The sequence below is a fragment of the Pseudonocardia sp. ICBG162 genome, assembly GCF_020496225.1.
Classification (GTDB): Bacteria; Actinomycetota; Actinomycetes; order Mycobacteriales; family Pseudonocardiaceae; genus Pseudonocardia; species Pseudonocardia alni.
Genome location: NZ_JAHLJD010000013.1, coordinates 1,889,940 through 1,906,964, shown reverse-complemented (window position 1 = coordinate 1,906,964; position 17,025 = coordinate 1,889,940). Strand labels below are relative to the sequence as shown.

The 17,025-nt window shown below is 75.4% G+C and carries 12 protein-coding genes; 8 read left to right on the top strand and 4 right to left on the bottom strand.

Features of this window, described 5'->3' with window-relative positions; translation table 11 throughout:
- Positions 1-35 precede the first annotated feature (35 nt).
- Positions 36-1,094: an ABC transporter substrate-binding protein gene (locus KPL60_RS11930; RefSeq protein WP_226355938.1), complete on the top strand. Its 1,059-nt coding sequence runs from the start codon at positions 36-38 to the stop codon at positions 1,092-1,094.
- Positions 1,095-1,415: 321 nt separating this feature from the next.
- Here the strand turns inward: KPL60_RS11930 and KPL60_RS11925 are convergent, their stop codons facing one another.
- On the bottom strand, positions 1,416-2,009 hold the full coding sequence (locus KPL60_RS11925; RefSeq protein ID WP_226365851.1) for a hypothetical protein: 594 nt from the start codon (positions 2,007-2,009) through the stop codon (positions 1,416-1,418).
- Positions 2,010-2,180: 171 nt separating this feature from the next.
- Complete coding sequence (locus KPL60_RS11920) at positions 2,181-4,292, bottom strand: ATP-dependent DNA helicase RecQ (RefSeq protein ID WP_226365850.1); 2,112 nt, start codon at positions 4,290-4,292, stop codon at positions 2,181-2,183.
- A gap of 99 nt (positions 4,293-4,391) precedes the next feature.
- On the opposite strand from KPL60_RS11920, the gene KPL60_RS11915 reads away from it, so the two are divergent.
- Together KPL60_RS11915 and KPL60_RS11910 are read left to right on the top strand one after the other, a co-directional pair.
- Positions 4,392-5,285, top strand: a complete 894-nt coding sequence (locus KPL60_RS11915) for a MoxR family ATPase (RefSeq protein ID WP_226365849.1) — start codon at positions 4,392-4,394, stop codon at positions 5,283-5,285.
- A gap of 146 nt (positions 5,286-5,431) precedes the next feature.
- The gene (locus KPL60_RS11910; RefSeq protein ID WP_226365848.1) at positions 5,432-6,304 is read left to right on the top strand and encodes a serine protease; all 873 of its coding nucleotides are present in this window, start codon (positions 5,432-5,434) and stop codon (positions 6,302-6,304) included.
- Here the strand turns inward: KPL60_RS11910 and KPL60_RS11905 are convergent.
- Positions 6,301-7,311, bottom strand: a complete 1,011-nt coding sequence (locus KPL60_RS11905; RefSeq protein WP_226365847.1) for an IS481 family transposase — start codon at positions 7,309-7,311, stop codon at positions 6,301-6,303. The genes KPL60_RS11910 and KPL60_RS11905 overlap by 4 nt on opposite strands.
- A gap of 409 nt (positions 7,312-7,720) precedes the next feature.
- On the opposite strand from KPL60_RS11905, the gene KPL60_RS11900 reads away from it, so the two are divergent.
- From KPL60_RS11900 to KPL60_RS11880, 5 genes are all read left to right on the top strand, one after another.
- Positions 7,721-8,179: a hypothetical protein gene (locus tag KPL60_RS11900; protein ID WP_226365846.1), complete on the top strand. Its 459-nt coding sequence runs from the start codon at positions 7,721-7,723 to the stop codon at positions 8,177-8,179.
- Positions 8,176-9,699 (top strand): glycosyltransferase, encoded by a 1,524-nt coding sequence (locus tag KPL60_RS11895; protein ID WP_226355944.1) that lies wholly within the window; start codon positions 8,176-8,178, stop codon positions 9,697-9,699. The genes KPL60_RS11900 and KPL60_RS11895 overlap by 4 nt, the downstream gene beginning before the upstream one ends.
- Complete coding sequence (locus KPL60_RS11890; RefSeq protein ID WP_226365845.1) at positions 9,696-11,297, top strand: glycosyltransferase family 39 protein; 1,602 nt, start codon at positions 9,696-9,698, stop codon at positions 11,295-11,297. The genes KPL60_RS11895 and KPL60_RS11890 overlap by 4 nt, the downstream gene beginning before the upstream one ends.
- Positions 11,298-11,338: 41 nt before the next feature.
- Positions 11,339-12,781, top strand: a complete 1,443-nt coding sequence (locus tag KPL60_RS11885; protein WP_226365844.1) for a VWA domain-containing protein — start codon at positions 11,339-11,341, stop codon at positions 12,779-12,781.
- Between the two features lie 61 nt (positions 12,782-12,842).
- Positions 12,843-16,250, top strand: a complete 3,408-nt coding sequence (locus KPL60_RS11880; protein ID WP_226365843.1) for a BTAD domain-containing putative transcriptional regulator — start codon at positions 12,843-12,845, stop codon at positions 16,248-16,250.
- On the opposite strand, the gene KPL60_RS11875 is transcribed toward KPL60_RS11880, so the two are convergent.
- Positions 16,211-16,885 carry a hemerythrin domain-containing protein gene (locus tag KPL60_RS11875; protein ID WP_226365842.1) on the bottom strand — a complete coding sequence of 225 codons (675 nt, stop codon included), beginning with the start codon at positions 16,883-16,885 and terminating at the stop codon, positions 16,211-16,213. The genes KPL60_RS11880 and KPL60_RS11875 overlap by 40 nt on opposite strands.
- Between the last annotated feature and the right edge of the window lie 140 nt (positions 16,886-17,025).

The following is a 17,025-nucleotide window of genomic DNA, read 5'->3' as shown; positions in this document are numbered from 1 at the left end:
GCCACGGATCGCAACGACGCGAGGAGACGTGAGCCATGACCACCACATCCACCAGGAGCGTCCGGGGAGCCCGCCGCGTGGGCCGGACCTGCGCCGCGGTGCTGGCCGTCTGTGCGGTGCTGGCCGCCTGCGGCGGGAACGACGGGGGTGACGGCGGCGGCGAGCCGGTCACCTTCCTCAACGTACTGCCGATGGAGAGCCTGTCGTTCGCCCCGGAGATGATCGCCGACACCCGGGGACTGTTCGAGGCACGCGGGCTGGACGTCACGTTCGAGGCCACCCAGGGCTCCGCCCCGGCGATCCAGACGGTGCTCGCCGGCGGCGCGCAGCTGACCCGGATCGGCGACATCGAGACGATGATCGCCGCCGGTGAACGCAACGCCCCGCTGCTCGCGTTCGGCGAGCCGATCCACACCGGCACCATCCGGATGATCTCCACCGAGGCCGCTCCGGTCACCCGGGCCGAGCAGTTCCGCGGCCGGCTCGTCGGGACCCCGTCGGAGGGCGGCACCAGCTCGATCACCCTGGACCTGGTGGCCGGGTCCGCCGGGGTGCCGCCGGAGGAGGTGTCGCGTCAGGTCGTCGGGCTGAGCCCCGGCGTGTTCGACCTCCTGACCTCGGGCCGGGTCGACTCCTACATCGTGTCGCTGGACACCTCCGTGCTGCTCGACCACACCCGCCCCGAGACGGTCGTCTACGACCCGAACCAGGACATCGACGCCGGCGCCCAGATGTACGTCACCTCCGCCGCGCAGATGGCCGACCCGCAGACCCGCGACCGGCTGGAGCGCTACGCCTCCGCCGTCGAGGAGGCCATGCAGTTCATCGTCGACGACGAGGCCAACGGGTTCGCCGAGACGATGCGGCTGATCGACTCCGAGTACCAGGTCCCCGCGCTGGGCGACCCGGAGGTGGCGAAGGCCGCGCTGGCCGCCTACGTCGACGCCTACACCGCCGGTGACACGTTGCTGGGGATCTCGCCGCAGCGCTGGCAGGCCGCCTACGACGAGATCGTCGGGATCGGTCAGCTCCCGCCCGGCCTCGACCCGGCCGCCTGGCTGGACACGAGCCTGACCCCGGCTCCCGCCCGCTGACCGCGGACCACCGCCCGCTCCCGCCGCCCGCCCGCCGTCCCGGCCGCGGTGTCCGGGCGCCGAGATGCAGCTCAGCGGGCTCCGGGGGGCCGGGGACCCCGCTGAGCTGCATCTCGGCGGTGCCGAGCCGAGCCGAGCCGGGGCGGGCCGAGCCGGGCCGAGCTAGGCCGAGCTGCGCCGGGCAGAGCCGGGCCGGGCCGAGCTAGGCCGAGCTAGGCCGAGCTGCGCCGGGCAGAGCCGGGCCGGGCCTAGCCGGGCCTAGCTGGGTCGGGCCGAGCCGGGCCTAGCTGGGCCGGGCCGAGCGGGGCCGGCCCGGTCCGGTCAGCAGGCGGCGGCGCGGGCGCGGGCCTCGGTGATCTCCGCGGCGGTGAGCAGCGGCAGCCAGGCCGACTCGCGGGCCGAGCCGACCAGGTTCTGCCGCACCCGCATCAGCGCCACCGGCGGCCCGTCGGGCGCGATCCGCAGGTAGGGCCTCGGGTCGGCGACGCCGAGCGGGCTCCACCCCCGCAGCAGGACGACGTCGCCCGCCGCGATCCGGCTGCGGCGCAGCACCTCGGCCCGGTCACGCTCGGAGTGCTCGGTGAGCGTCCCACCTCCGGCGAGGACCACCCACGCGGTGCAGCCCAGGTAGAAGCGCCGGTCCCGGCGGGGCTCCGTGGCGTGCCGGGTCACCCAGCCGACCTCGGTCGGGGCGAACGGTGAGGCGAGGTGGCGGGACTCCGCCAGCCGTGAGAGGCGCTGTGCGACGTCCGAGGTCACCGGGCGGTGCGCCGGTACGAGGCCGCTGATCCGCCCGTCCGCCGCGGCCTCGGCGCCCAGCGCACGGAGGTCGTCGTCGCCGACGGTCCCGGGCACCACGACGAACCGGCGGCCGAACAGCGAGCCGGGAACCGGGTCCGTGGAGGAGCGGCTCATGGGTGCTCCTCCTCCGGCGGAACGGCGACGGCGCCGAGCCTAGGAGCGGCCTCCGGACCGGGTGAGCCGCTGCTGACCCGGTCCGGCTACGTCGTTCGTCGCGGTGGCCGCATCCTCCGGCGGACGGAGCACCGCCCGGGACGGCCCGGCCGGGGAGGTTCCGGCCGCCGATCACCCGGCGACGGCCAGCACGAGCGGCAGCACCTCCGGGGCCCCGGCCCGGCGCAGCGCCCGCGCGGCGACCGTCATCGTCCAGCCCGAGTCGACGACGTCGTCGACCAGCAGCAGCGGCCCGTCCACCCCGGACAGGTCCGGCACGGTCGCGCTGTCGAGCCCCTCCCACACCGCGGCCAGGCGCTGGGCGGAGTTCTCCGTCGCCGCGGGGCGCTCGCCGGCGGGGGACAGGGTGCCGAGCAGCGGCAGCCTGCCGATCTCGGCGATCCGCCGGGCGAGGTGGTCGAGCTGGTGCGGGCGGGTGCGCGAGCCGATCCCGACCACGCCCACCGGGCGCTGCTCCCAGCCCCACCCGGCGAGCACCCGGACCAACGCGTCGAGCACGTCGGCCGGCACCGGGTCGTCGCCGCCGGTCACGAGCTCGCGCAGCCGGGTGCCCCACCCGATGTCGGACAGCCGCCCGATCGCCCGGCCGGACGCGGCCTGCTCGCCCGCGGCGATCCTCCCGGACAGCGGGACCCCGATGTCCTTCATCCCGGACGGCCACATCTTCCGTGGCGCGACCTCGATCCCGGGCCGGGTCAGGCGCTCGGCGGCGGCCTGCTCGCCGTCGGCGGACACCTCGTCGGACCAGACGGTGCCGGTGCAGGTGTCGCAGCGCCCGCACGGCGTCGGGTCCGGGTCGTCGAGCTGGCGGCGCAGGAACACCAGCCGGCACTCGGTGGTCGCGATGTAGTCGAGCATCGCCTGCTGCTCGGAGCGCCGGGCCTCGTTCACGCGCTCGTGCCGCTCGGTGTCGTAGACCCACTCCTGGCCGGTCGCGACCCAGCCGCCCTTGACCCGCTTCGCGGCGCCGTCGGCGTCGAGGACCTTGAGCAGCATCTCCAGCCGGGTGCGGGACAGGTCGACCCGGGTCTCGATCGAGGCGGTGGACTGCGGCCGGTCCGACAGCACGGCGAGGGTCTGGCGGACCAGCGGTTCGGGCGGGAACGCCAGCGACGCGAAGTAGGCCCAGATGTCGCGGTCCTCGCGGCCGGGCAGCAGCACCACCTCGGCCCGGTCCAGCGCACGCCCGGCACGGCCGATCTGCTGGTAGTAGGCGACCGGCGAGGCGGGCGCGCCCAGGTGCACGACGAACCCGAGGTCGGGCTTGTCGAAGCCCATCCCCAGCGCGGAGGTCGCGACCAGGGCCTTCACCCGGTTCTCCATCAGGTCGGACTCGGCGGCCAGGCGGTCCTCGGGGTCTGTGCGCCCGGAGTAGGAGCGCACGGCGACGCCGCGCTCGCGCAGGAACTCGGCGACGTCGTCGGCCGCCTGGACGGTGAGCGTGTACACGATCCCGGCGCCGGGCATCTCGTCGAGCTTGGCCGCGAGCCAGGCCAGCCGCCGCGCCGGGCTCGGGAGCCGGACCACCGCCAGGCGCAGCGACTCGCGGTCCAGCGACCCGCGCAGCACCAGCGTGTCCTGCTGGTCACGGCCCATCCCCAGCTGCTCGGAGACGTCGGTGACGACCCGGTCGTTCGCCGTCGCCGTGGTCGCCAGCACCGGGATCCCCGACGGCAGCTCGGCGATCAGCGTGCGCAGCCGCCGGTAGTCCGGGCGGAAGTCGTGGCCCCAGTCGGAGACGCAGTGCGCCTCGTCGACCACCAGCATCCCGGCGCTCGCCGCCAGCTTCGGCAGCACCCGGTCGCGGAAGTCGGGGTTGTTGAGCCGCTCCGGGGACACGAGCAGCACGTCGACGTCACCGTTGGCGATGTCGGCGTAGACCGCGTCCCACTCGTCGGCGTTCGCCGAGTTCACCGTGACCGCGACGATCCCGGAGCGGATCGCGGCGTCGATCTGGTTGCGCATCAGCGCCAGCAGCGGCGACACGATCACCGTCGGCCCGGCGCCCTGCTCGCGCAGCAGCGCGGTCGCCACGAAGTAGACCGCGGACTTGCCCCAGCCGGTCCGCTGCACGACCAGCGCGCGGCGGTGCTGGGCGACGAGCGCCTCGATCGCCGTCCACTGGTCCTCGCGCAGCCGGGCCTGCGGGCCGGCCAGCTGCTGCAGGACGGTCTCGGCGCGCTCGCGCAGGTCGGTGCTCGATGCGGTGGTCACGACACCCATGGTGGACCCGACCCCTGACAACGACCCGACGCGGGCCGCCGGGGTGTGAACCGGGCCACCCGTCCGACGCGCGGCGGGCCGGGCGTGCAGGATGATCGCGTGTCGTCCGACAGCCCCGCCCACCGCCCGGTCTTCGGCTCCGTGGCGGACGTGACCGCCCGGCTCGCCGACGCCGGCTACCTGGCCTCGACCGCCGTCGCGACGACGGTGTTCCTCGCGGACCGGCTCGGCAAGCCGCTGCTGGTCGAGGGCCCCGCCGGGGTCGGGAAGACCGAGCTGGCCAAGGCCGTCGCCGCGGCGACGGCGTCCGGGCTGGTGCGCCTGCAGTGCTACGAGGGCATCGACGAGGCCCGCGCGCTCTACGAGTGGAACCACGCCAAGCAGCTGCTGCGGATCACCGCCGGGCAGCGCGGCGAGGACGGCGCGGACTGGGACTCCACCCGCGACGACGTGTTCTCCGAGGAGTTCCTGCTCCCGCGCCCGCTGCTCACCGCGATCCGGCGCACCGACCCGACCGTGCTGCTGATCGACGAGATCGACAAGGCCGACGTCGAGGTCGAGGGCCTGCTGCTGGAGGTCCTGTCCGACTTCCAGGTCTCCATCCCCGAGCTGGGCACCGTCACCGCGAACCGGCGTCCGTTCGTGCTGCTGACCTCGAACTCCACCCGGGAGCTGTCCGAGGCGCTCAAGCGCCGCTGCCTGTTCCTGCACCTGGACTTCCCCGACGTCGACCTGGAGCGCCGGATCGTGCTCACCCGCGTCCCGGAGCTGACCGAGCAGCTCACCGACGCGCTGGTGCGCACCGTGCGGGTGCTGCGCGCGATGGAGCTGCGCAAGGCCCCCAGCGTCGCCGAGACGATCGACTGGGGCCGCACCCTGCTCGCCCTGGGCCTGGACACCCTCGACGACGACGCCGTCCGCGCCACCCTCGGTGTGGTGCTGAAGCACCGCTCGGACGCCGACAAGGCCGCCGCCGAGCTGCGGCTGAACTGAACGGCCCAGTCACGCACCGCTGATCGGCTGTCAAGATCTGCACCCCTATGGAGTGAAGATCGGATCGATCGGGGCACCGGGCGTAACCGGGACGAGTGGCGCGAGTTGTTCCGGTTACACGCTCCCCAGCGACCGGAGGCCCACCGATGACCGCCCTCCCGGAACTGCCCCGCACCGCCCGCCGCCTGCTGCGCGCCGGACTGGCCGCCGGCGCCGTGCTCGCGCTCGGGCTCGCCGCCGCCGGCACCGCGTCGGCGCAGGACGGCGCCCCGGACGCCGGCGTGCACCCGGGGGTCATGACCCGTACCGGACCCGAGAGTGCGCAGTGCACCGCGAACTTCGTCTTCACCGACGGGTCCGCGATCTACCTCGGACAGGCCGCACACTGTGCGGGCACCGGGGGGTCCACCGAGGTGGACGGGTGCGAGGCCGGGTCGCTGCCGCTCGGCACCCCGGTCGAGGTCGAGGGCGCCGCCGCACCGGGCCGGCTCGTGTACTCCTCCTGGCTGAGCATGCAGGAGCGGGGCGAGACCGACCCGGACACCTGCCGGTTCAACGACTTCGCGCTGGTCGAGCTCAGCCCGGACGACGCCGCTCGCACCAGCCCCGCGGTGCCGTTCTACGGCGGCCCGACCGGGGTGGCCACCGACGGCGTCGCGACCGGCGGGATCGTCTACGGCTACGGCAACTCCTCGCTGCGCCAGGGCGTGCGCGCGCTGAAGCCCAAGACCGGCACCTCGACCGGTACCGGGGGCGGCGGCTGGACGCACACCGTCGTCACCGTCCCGCCCGGCGTGCCCGGTGACTCCGGCTCGGGCTACCTGACCGCCGACGGCCGCGCCCTCGGCGTCCTCTCGACGCTGAACCTGGCTCCGGCTCCCGGCACGAACGGCATCAGCGACCTGCGGAAGATGCTCGACTACGCCAACGGCCCCGGCGGCCACGGCGGAGCACTGCGTCTGGTCGAGGGCGACCGTCCCTTCACCCCGCAGCCGGTGCCGATCGACCCCGCCTTCTAGGTGTGATGCCCAGCCAGGTTGTTCAACCTGGTGATGGGTGTGGCCTTTCCGATTGCCGAGTGGGGCCTGTGGTGGTTGTAGTCGTGGACCCATGCTGGCAGAGCCGCGAGTCGGGCTGACTCGGAGTTGTAGAGCTTCTTGAAGGCCCAGCCCTCGGCCAGGGTCCTGTGGAAGCGCTCGATCTTCCCGTTCGTCTGCGGCCGGTAGGGCCGTGTCTTTTTCGGGGTGATGCCCAGCTCGGCACAGGTGTCGCGCCAGAGATGAGACTTGTAGCAGCCGCCGTTGTCGCTGAGCACGCGTTTGACCGTGACACCGCGGCAGGCGAACCAGGCGACCGCGTTACGCAGGACCGCGGCCGCGGTCTGCTTGGTCTCGTCCTCGTGTGCTTCGACATAGGCGACTCGAGAGTGATCGTCGATGACGGTGTGCAGGTAGCAGGTGCCCAGCAGAGGCTGGTGGTACCGACTCCTGGGCAGACCGGTTCGTGTCGAGGTCACCGCACGGTTCTTCTCGCCTTGTCGACGACCGACGTAGCGCCATCCGCCTCCGTCGGGGACCTTGCCGAGCTTCTTGACATCGACGTGGATCAAGTCGCCGGGCGCCTCGTGCTCGTAGCGGCGGATCGGCTCGCCAGTAGCCCGGTCGATGTGGGTGAGCCGGTTGATGCGACAGCGCACGAGCACGGCGTGCACGGTCGAGGACGCCATGTCGAGCCGGTCGCCGATCTCGACCGGTCCCAGGCGCTGCTTCCAGCGCAGGTGCACGATCTTGCGGACCACCGGCGCCGGCGTGCGGTTCGGCTGGTGACGGGGGGCCGAGGACCGGTCGTGCATCCCGGCCGGGCCTTCATCGCGGTAGCGCTGGGCCCACTTGTTCGCAGTCCGCCACGAGACGTCGTAGCGCTCGGCGGCGCGGGCCACAGACCAGCCTAGATCGACGACCAAGCGAGCGAGTCGGAGTCGGGCACGACAGGTGAGCGCGGCATTGGAGTGGGTAGCGTGGGACACGAAGGCCTCCTGGGTGCGGAGCGGTTCCTCGACAGCTCCACTCCACACCCGGGAGGCCTTCGCCCATCTACAGATCAGACCGTGTCGTCACACGATCTCGACCAACGTGCCTGGGCATCACATCTAGGCGGAGGACCCCCGCGGTGTGGGACCGCGGTGCACCCCGGCGCTCCGGTCGTGGCTCGGCGGCTCGACCGGAGCGCCGGTGTATTTACGGAGAGTCACTCCGTTGACGGAAGTGGTGACGTGATCGACGTCGCGCTCCGTGAAATGGTTGAGCGCGTAACAACCGGTCGCGGGCAACCGAACTACAGGCGTGACCATCGATATGGGCAGGTCGGCACCGGTCGAGCCGCTGCGTGCGTGGCGGCTCGCGACGCTCCCGCGGCCGTCGCAGGCGGTCGTAGCGATGTCACTGCGTGTGACACCGCCGGTCATGCTCGGCGCCCTGGCTGTGACACTGAGTGTTCTGAATCTCGCGGCGGGGGAGCTCGCCGTCGGGCTCCTGCCGATCGTCGCCGCGGTGGCGGCGGTGCCGCGGACACTCGGTGCGCTGCCCGGTCCCGACATCCACGACCGGGAGCTGGACCTGATCGTCACCGGCGCGGCGGTCCTCGCGGCCGTCGCCCTGCTCGTGGTCGGCACACCCGGCCTGGCGCTCGCGCCCGTGTCGGTCGCGGTGCTCGCCGCGCTGACGGGCACCCGGCGCCTGTGGCACCTGCGGGCGTTCCCCGCCGTGCTCGTCCTCGCGTGGCCGGGCTGGTGGTCGGCGCTGCCGGCGGCCCGTGAGGTCCAGCTGCCGCTGGCGGCGGCGCTGGCGGTGCTCGCCGTGCTCGGTGTGCGCGCCGGCGACCGGCGGGGGCGGTGACCGTGCCCCGCCTGCTGCCCGTCGCGCCGCTGCCCGCGTCCGTGGCGCACGCCCGCGACGGCCGCGACCTGGAGCTCCGCAGCCGGCTCGCCACCGACGGGCTCGCCGACCTCGACGACGCGCTGTCGGCCCGACCGCGCCGCCGCCGCCCCGCGCGGGTCGTGGCGGGAGTGGTGCTGCTCATGGTGGTCGCCGGGCTCGTGCTCGCCCCGCGCGCCACCGGCGTCCTGCTGGTCGGGGCGGTCGTGCTGATTTACGCCGCCTCCACGGTGCACCGGCTGCTGCTGGTCCGCCGTGCCGTCGCCGACGACCCCACGATCCAGGTGTCCGACGCCGAAGCCCGCGCCGTCCCGGACGCCGACCTGCCCGTCTACACGGTCCTGGTGCCCGCCTACGGCGAGCCCGCCGTCGTCGCACGGCTGGTCGACGGGCTGACCGCGCTGGAGTACCCGGCGGACAAGCTGGAGATCCTGCTGCTGCTCGAGGCCGACGACGCCCCGACGATCGCCGCGGCCCGCCGGGTCTGCCCCGGCACCGGGATCCGGATCGTGGTCGTGCCGCCGTCGTCGCCGCGGACCAAGCCCAAGGCCTGCAACTTCGGGCTCACCGAGGCCACCGGCGAGCTCGTCACCATCTACGACGCCGAGGACCGCCCGGAGCCGCTGCAGCTGCGCCGCGCCGTCGTCGCCTTCCACCGGGCGGCCGCCGCGGGCCGCGAGGACCTGGCCTGCCTGCAGGCCCGGCTCAGCTACCACAACGCCGAGCAGAATCTGCTGACCCGCTGGTTCACCCTGGAGTACGACCTCTGGTTCCGCTGGCTGCTGCCCGGGCTGATGGCGGGCCGCACCCCGATCCCGCTGGGCGGGACGTCGAACCACATCCGCCGCGACGTGCTCGTCGGCCTCGGCGGCTGGGACGCCTGGAACGTCACCGAGGACGCCGACCTCGGCATCCGCCTCGCCCGCCACGGCTGGACCACCGCGATGCTCGGATCCACCACGCTGGAGGAGGCCAACAGCGACGCGATCAACTGGGTCAAGCAGCGTTCCCGCTGGTACAAGGGCTATCTGCAGAGCGTCCTGGTCGCGTTGCGCGCCCCCGGCGAGCTGCGCCGCGCGGTCGGCCTGCGCGGGATCGCCGGGCTGCTGCTGTTCGTGTGGGCGACCCCGGTGCTCGCGCTGCTCAACCCGGTGTTCTGGGCGATGGCGCTGCTCTGGTTCCTCGCCGAACCCGCCGCCGTCGCGGCGCTGTTCCCGCCTCCGACCTTCTACGTCGGCAGCGCCGTGTGGATGGTCGGCACGTTCGCCGCGGTGTACTGCGGCCTGGCGATCGCCCGGGTCGGCGGGCGGCCGTGGCTGGCGCCCGCGGCGCTCGTCGTCCCCGCGTACTGGGTGCTGATGTCGGCCGCCGCGGCGAAGGCGGTGCTGCAGCTCGCGCTGCGCCCGTCGTACTGGGAGAAGACCACGCACGGCCTGGACACCACGTCGGCGGCCCCGGCGGAACCGGAGCTCGTCCGATGACCGCGCTGCTCGACCGCCCCGTGCCCGCGGCCGCGGCCGCCCCGGTGGCCCGCCCCGCGACCCGGGCCGTGTTCCTCGCCGCGCTCGCCTGCTACCTGCTGCTCGGCGCGGTCCTCGTGTTCGGCTACGACTCGGTCATGGAGGACGCGCTGGCCCGGGTGTCGGCGGCGGCGACCGTGACCGCGGCCGCCGACCCGAAGCTCGCCGCGGTCGGCTTCGTCTGGACCCCGCTGCCCGCGCTGCTCATGGTGCCGTTCGCGCCGCTGCGAGCGGTGTGGCCCGGCCTGGTCTCGACCGGGTTCCTCGCCGTGCTGGTGTCGGCCCCGGCGATGGCCGGCGTCGTTGCCACGGTGCACGGCATCGCCCACGACCTGCGGGTGCGCCGTTCCGCCCGGACCGTGCTGACGGTGGGGACCGCGGCGGCACCGCTGCTCGTGGTCTACGCGACCAACGGGATGACCGAGGCGCTGCTGCTGCTGTTCCTGCTGCTCACGGTGCGCCGGCTGCTGCGCTGGACGGCCGGTCCCGGGCGGCTCACCGACCTCGTCGCCGCAGGTCTGTTCCTGGGCCTGGGCTACCTGGCCCGCTACGAGGCGGTCGTCGCCGCCGCGGCGGCCACCGTGCTGGTCGCCGTCGTGACCCTGCGCCGCACCCGGCACCGGCGGTGGGCCGCGGTGCGGGCCGACGTGCTGCTCGTCGGCGGGCCCGCGGTCGTCGCGTTCGTGCTGTGGGCGGGCCTGAGCCGGCTGACCGTCGGCTCGCCGTTCGAGCAGTTCACCTCCGCCTACGGCAACGCCGCCCTCACCGCGGGCGGGGCGCGGGCATCGGGCGGGCTCGCCGACGTCGGCGTCCAGCTGTGGGCACTGGCGCCGCTCGGCCCGCTCGTCGCCGTCGCCGCTGCCGTGGTGGCGCTGCGCCGCCGCGACCCGGCGGTCGCGGTGCCGGTCGCCGTGCTCGGCTCGGTGCTCGCGTTCGAGTGGGTGCTGCGTGCCGCGGGGGAGCTGTTCGGGTTCCTGCGCTACCAGATCGCGGTCCTGCCGCTGGTCACGGTGCTGCTGGCGCTGCTGCTCGCGCGCGGTGCGACCCGGCCCGGGCGGCGGCGCGCGGCCGGGGCCTGCCTGCTCGCGGTCGCCGTGCTCGGTTCGTCGGCGTGGGGGTCGGCCGCGTTGATCCTCACCGACCCGGTGCGGGCGACCCAGGAGTACCACCGGATCGCCCCGGTCGTCGCCGCCCTGACCGGCGGGCCGCCGGTGGCGGGCGACGCGAACGGCATGTGGGCCCAGGACCGGGAGATCGCCCGCCGGATCGACGCCCTGCACCTGCCCGACGGCAGCGTGCTGGCCGACTCCGGTGCCGCGTTCGCCGTGCTCGCCGCGTCGGCGCACCCGTCGACGTTCCTGGTGACCTCCGACGACGGCTTCGACGCCGCGCTGGCCGACCCGGCCGGGCACGGGATCCGCTACGTGCTGCGCAACGACTCCGGCGGGGTCGACGCCGTCCGCACCCGGTACCCGGACCCGACCGGCTGGACCCGGGTGGGCTCCTGGCCCGGCGCGACCACCGCGTCCTACGCCTGGAGCCTGTGGAAGGTGGGCTGACCACCCTCGCTGATCACGCCCGCGTCACGCATGATGGACCGGTGACGATCCCGCCCGCCACCGCGCTCGCCCCGGAGCACGGCCTGCCCGGGCACCTCGTCGACTTCGTCTCCGCGCTGCGCCGCCACCACGTCGCGGTCGGCCCGGGGGAGACCGTCGACGCGGCCCGCGTGCTCGGCGCCCTGGACCTGCTGCACCGCGACCAGCTGCGGGAGGGGCTCGCCGCGGCGCTGCTGCGCCGCTCCGGGCAGCGCGGCACCTTCGACGCGCTGTTCGACCTGTGGTTCCCGCCCGCGCTGGGCGCCGGGTCGTCCGACGTCGACGTCCCGCGGATCGACGACGACTCCGGGGAGGGCACCGGCCCGGTCGACGTCGACGCGCTGCGCGAGATCCTCGCCGACCTGCTCCGCGACGGCGACGAGGAGACCCTGCGCGAGCTCGCCCGCGCCGCCGTCGACGCGATCGGGACCTCCGGTGCCGCCGGGCAGGGCGTCCGTGGGCAGACCGCGAAGCCGAACTGGTCGGCCTACCAGGCGCTCAACGCGCTGTCCCCGGACACGCTGCTCGCCCGGATCCTCGACGGGCTGCGGGAGGAGGGCGACACCGACTTCGTGTCCGAGGTCCGCCGCCGCGAGATCCGCGACCGCATCGCCCGCTTCCGCGACGTCGTCCGCGAGGAGGTCCGCCGCCGCACCGCCGAGCAACGCGGCCGCGAGCAGATCGCCCGCACCACCACCCCCACCCAGACCGACCAGGTCGACTTCCTCACCGCGAACGCCACCCAGCTCGCCGACCTGCGCCGCACCGTGCAGCCGCTGGCCCGGCGGCTCGCGTCGCGGCTGTCGGCGCGGCGGCGCCGCTCGAACCGCGGCCGGCTCGACCTGCGGCGCACGCTGCGTCGGTCGATGTCCACCGGCGGCGTGCCGATGGACCCGGCGCACAAGGTGCGCCGCCCCGGCCGCCCCGAGCTGGTGCTGCTGTGCGACGTGTCCGGGTCCGTCGCCGGGTTCAGCCACTTCACGTTGCTGCTGGTCCAGGCGCTGCGCGAGCAGTTCTCGAAGGTGCGGGTGTTCGCGTTCATCGAGCGCACCGACGAGGTCACGCACCTGTTCGAACCCGGCGCGGAGCTGTCCGGGGTGATGCAGCGGGTGCTGCGCGAGGCCACACTCACTGCGTTCGACGGGCACTCCGACTACGGCAGCGCGTTCGGCGACTTCCTGGAGCACCACGGCGACGCGCTCACCCCGAAGACGTCGCTGCTGGTGCTCGGCGACGGCCGCACCAACTACCGCGACCCCAACCTGCGGGCGCTGGCGATGATGGCCGGGCGGGTCCGGCACGCGCACTGGCTCAACCCGGAGCCCGAGCGCTGCTGGGGCTCCGGCGACTCGGCCGCCACCCGTTACGGCGAGGTCCTCCCGATGCACGAGTGCCGTACCGCCGCGCAGCTCACCGACGTCGTCCAGGCGCTGCTGCCGGTCTGACCTTCCGGACGATCACCCCGGAAGGGCTGACACCGGCGTCGCCGCGTCCTAGATTGCCGGGGTGCAGGAGATCACGGTCCGGGTCCTCGGCCCGCTCCGTGTGACGGCCGGCGGCGCGGCGGTCGAGGTCGGCTCCGGCCGCCGCCGCGAGCTGCTCGCCCGGCTCGCCGCGGCCGGCGGCGAGGTCGTCGCCGTCGACACGCTGGTGGAGGACCTGTGGCAGGGCGCCCCGCCCGCGCAGGCGCACGGCGGGCTGCAGGTCCACGTCTCCCGGCTGCGACGGGTGCTCGAACCCGACCGGTCCCCGCGGGCGGTCCCGACGGTGCTGGTCAGCCGCCCACCCGGCTACGCCCTGGCACTCGGCCCCGACGGGCTCGACGCGCGCGCCTTCACCGACCTCCTCGACCGCGCCGCCGCGGCCGCACCGGACCGGGCCGACGCCCTGCTCGGCGAGGCCCTGGCGCTGTGGGACGGTCCCGCCTACGCCGAGTTCGCCGACGCCGCCTGGGCGCGCGCCGAGGCCGAACGCCTCGACGAGCTGCGTCAGGTCGCGCTCGAGCGCCGGGCCCGCGCGCGGCTGCGGCTGGGCCGGGCCGACGCCGTCGTCCCCGACCTGACGGCGCTGGTGGGGGAGCACCCGCTGCGCGAGGACGCGGTCGGGCTGCTGGCCGTCGCGCTGTACCGCACCGGCAGGCAGGCCGACGCACTGGCCGTGCTGGCCCGCACCCGACGTCTGCTCGCCGACGAGCTGGGCGTCGACCCCGGCCCCGGGCTGCGTGCGATCGAGGCGGACGTGCTCGCCCACCGCGACCCCGGCGGCGACCCCGGCGTCGGTCCCGCCGGTCGCGCCGACGCGACCGGGACCGGGAGCGGAACAGGGCCGCGCCCGGTCGCACCGGCACCGGCCGACCCGTCCCCGCGGACCCCGGCCCTGCTCGGGCGGGCGGCCGAGCTCGGCAGGCTCACCGCCGCCGCGGAGCGGGCCCGCGGCGGTGGGCAGCTGGTGCTCGTCGCCGCCGACGCGGGCGCGGGCAAGTCCACGCTGCTCGCCGCGTTCGCCGCCGCCGCGACCGCCGACGGCTGGACGGCCGTCACCGGCCGCTGCCCGGAGATCGACGGCGCCCCGCCGGCCTGGGCGTGGCGGGAGATCGTCGACGCGCTCGTCACGGCGCACGACCCGCCCGCCGACCTCGTCGAGCGGCTCGCCCCGCTGCGCTCCCCGGCCGGGCCCGGCGGCGCCGAGGTCACGTTCTGGCTGGCCCGGGCGGTGGTGGAGCTGCTCGCCGTCGCGGGGCGGGAGCGGCCGCTGCTGCTGGTCCTCGACGACCTGCACCGCGCCGAGTCCGAGACCCTCGCCCTGCTGCGCGCGGTCGTCGCCGGGGCCGCGGAGCTGCCCGTGCTCGTCGCCGCGGGCCTGCGACCGGCCGAGGCGGGCGCCGAGCTGCAGGCCGCGCTCGCCGCCCTCGCCGAGCCCACGGCGGACCGCATCGAGCCGGCGCCGATGACCGCGGGCGACGTCGCCGGGATGCTGGACCGGCACGGCGTGCCCGCCGCCGCGCCCGAGCTGGTCGCCCGGATCACCGAACGGACCGGCGGGAACCCGCTGTTCGTCCGCGAGCTGGCCCGCCTCGTCGCCGCCGAGGGCCCCTCCGCCGCGGCCGACGCCGTCCCGGCCGGGGTCCGTGAGGTCCTGCGGCGGCGCCTGGCCCGGTTGCCCGCGACCACCCGCACCGCGCTGGCCCGGGTCTCGGTGCTCGGCCGCGACCTGGACACCGACGACGCCCTCGACCTCGCCGCCTCCGCCGACGGCGCCGACCCGCTGGACGCCCTGGAGCCCGCGGTGCTCGGCGGGATGCTGCTCGAACCCGAGCCGGGACGGCTGCGGTTCTCCCACGACCTGGTCCGCGACACCCTCTACGGCGACATCCCGCAGCTGCGTCGCGCCCGGCTGCACGCCGCGGCCCACGCGATCCTCGCCCGCAGGCGGCCCGACGACCCGGTCCCGCTGGCCCACCACGCACTCGCCGCCGGGTCCGCCGTCGAGCCGGACCGTGCCCTGGCCGCGGTCCGTGCCGCCGCCGCGGCCGCCGCCGGGTTCGGCTCGCACCGCGAGGCCGCCCGGTTCTACGGCCGCGCCGTCGAGCTCGCCGGACGGGCCGGGACCGGCGTCGACGACGAGCTGGCCCTGCGCTGCGCGCTGGTCGCCGAGCTCGCCCGCGGCGGCGACGGCCACACCGCCCTCACCGAGCGCCGGACCGCCGTCGAACAGGCGACGGCCACCGCACCGCAGTGGCTCGGCGCCGCCCTGACCAGCTACGACACCCCGGTCAGCTGGACCATCCGGCCGGGCCAGAACATCGACGCCGAGCTGATCGACCTCATCGAGACCGAGCTCGCGGCGACCCCGCCCGACGCCGTCGACCGGCGGGTGCGGCTGCTCGCCGCCCTGGTGTTCGAGATCGAGGGGCACGACGACGACCGGGTCCGCTCCGCCTCGGCGGAGGCCATGGCGCTCACCGGGCGCGGGGTCGATCCGCTGCTGCGCTGCCGGGCGCTCAACGCCCGGTTCTTCGCCGTCCTCGCCCCGGACCTGTGGCACGAGCTGGCCCCGGTGGGGGAGGAGCTGGCCGAGCTCGGCGGCCGGGCCGGGCACGCCGGCTACAGCACGCAGGCCCACCACCTGCAGCTCATGGTCGCTGCCGGCAGCCACGACCTCGACGCGGCGACACGGCACGCGGAGGCCGCCGTCGCCGGGGCCCCGGGCGGGCAGCTGGAGTTCACGCTCGGCTGGGCCTACATCTTCTCGGCGCTGCGCGCACTCGTCGCCGGGGAGCTGGACACCGCCGAGGAGCGCTACACCGAGCTCGCGACCCGGCTGGTCGGCGCCGGCCAGGTCAACGGGGCGCTGATGGGGCTGCTGGGGCGGTTCGTCGTGCGGCACGACCAGGGCCGCCTCGGCGAGCTGGCCCCCGAGCTCGAGGCGCTCCGCGACGCGCTGCCTCCGCCCTTCGGGGACTTCCTCGCGCTGGCCCACCTGCACGCGGGCAACCCCGTCCGGGCCCGCGAGGTGTGGGTGCCGGACGCGGAGCTGGCCCGCAGCTACTACTGGCTGATCTGGACCTGCGTGCGCGCCGAGGTGGCGGTCGGACTGGCCGACCGGGACGTCGCCGCGCGGTGCCGGGAGCAGCTGCGCCCGTGGACGGGCACGGTGGCCGGGTTGTCGTCGGGCACGATCGCGCTCGGCCCCACCGACCTGGTGCTCGCCGGTCTGGAGGGGCTGCTCGACCCGGCGGGCGGCGGCCGGGTCCACCACCTGCGCGAGGCCGAGCGGGTCGCGGCGGAGCTGGGTGCCCCGGTGTGGCGCGACCGCGCCCGGCGGCTGCTCTCGGCGGCTGGTGCCGACTCCTCGACGGCACCGGTCCCCGGGGCTCAGGACGTGCCGAACACCAGCGCACAGCGCCTGCGGTAGCCGCCGCGCAGCAGCCGCTCCATCAGCACGACCACCGGCCCGGCCTCGCGGCGCATCCCGGCCCACTCCTGCGGGGTGGTCACGGCGACGATCCGCGGCAGCATGAACCGCAGGCCCGGCCCGGACTTCTGCACCTGCGCGACGACGGCGTCCCAGTCGTCGGCGGGCACGTGGCGCTCGATCACCGGGAACAGGTCGCGCTCCTCGGCTTCGAGGTGCTCGTCGATCTCGTCGCGGACGACGGCGAGCCGGTCCGCGAGCACGCCCGCCGCCCGCGCCCGGGCCGGTCCCTGCGACGCGGCGACGACGGCGGTTGCGGCCTCCCGCACCGCGGCGAGCAGCGGGTCGAGGCGGCCGTGGTCGTCGCTGAGCTCGTCCAGGTCGACGGCGTGCCCGGCGTGCCGGGCGATCACCGGCCAGGCGATGTCGTCCTCGGCGGTGTGGTGGCCGTGGATCTCGTGCTCCAGGTGCTCCAGCCAGGTCCGCAGCGCGCGGGCGCGCCGGTCCGGGCAGGGTGCGCCGTCGGCGATCGCGCGGGCGGCGTCGGCGAGCCGGTGCAGGTCGACCCGCATGACGCGGTGGGCGAGGGTGATGCCGACCAGGTCGGCGGTACGGGTGTCGCGGGCGGTGGTCACCGGGGTCTCCTACGGGTTCGGGGCGGTCGGTCTCTCGACACCGCAGACCGTGCGCCCACCCGCTGGCCGGGGACTTGCACCTCACTTGTGCCACCGTTCGCCGGGTCTTGACCGGCCGGCCAACCAAGAGTAGACCTGAG

What these genes read in the sequence shown, in the direction of transcription:
- KPL60_RS11910 (WP_226365848.1), top strand. Translation starts at nt 5,432, where the DNA reads ATGACCGCCCTCCCGGAACTGCCCCGCACCGCCCGCCGCCTGCTGCGC.
- KPL60_RS11930 (WP_226355938.1), top strand. Translation starts at nt 36, where the DNA reads ATGACCACCACATCCACCAGGAGCGTCCGGGGAGCCCGCCGCGTGGGC.
- KPL60_RS11920 (WP_226365850.1), bottom strand. Translation starts at nt 4,292, where the DNA reads ATGGGTGTCGTGACCACCGCATCGAGCACCGACCTGCGCGAGCGCGCC.
- KPL60_RS11900 (WP_226365846.1), top strand. Translation starts at nt 7,721, where the DNA reads ATGTCACTGCGTGTGACACCGCCGGTCATGCTCGGCGCCCTGGCTGTG.
- KPL60_RS11925 (WP_226365851.1), bottom strand. Translation starts at nt 2,009, where the DNA reads ATGAGCCGCTCCTCCACGGACCCGGTTCCCGGCTCGCTGTTCGGCCGC.
- KPL60_RS11890 (WP_226365845.1), top strand. Translation starts at nt 9,696, where the DNA reads ATGACCGCGCTGCTCGACCGCCCCGTGCCCGCGGCCGCGGCCGCCCCG.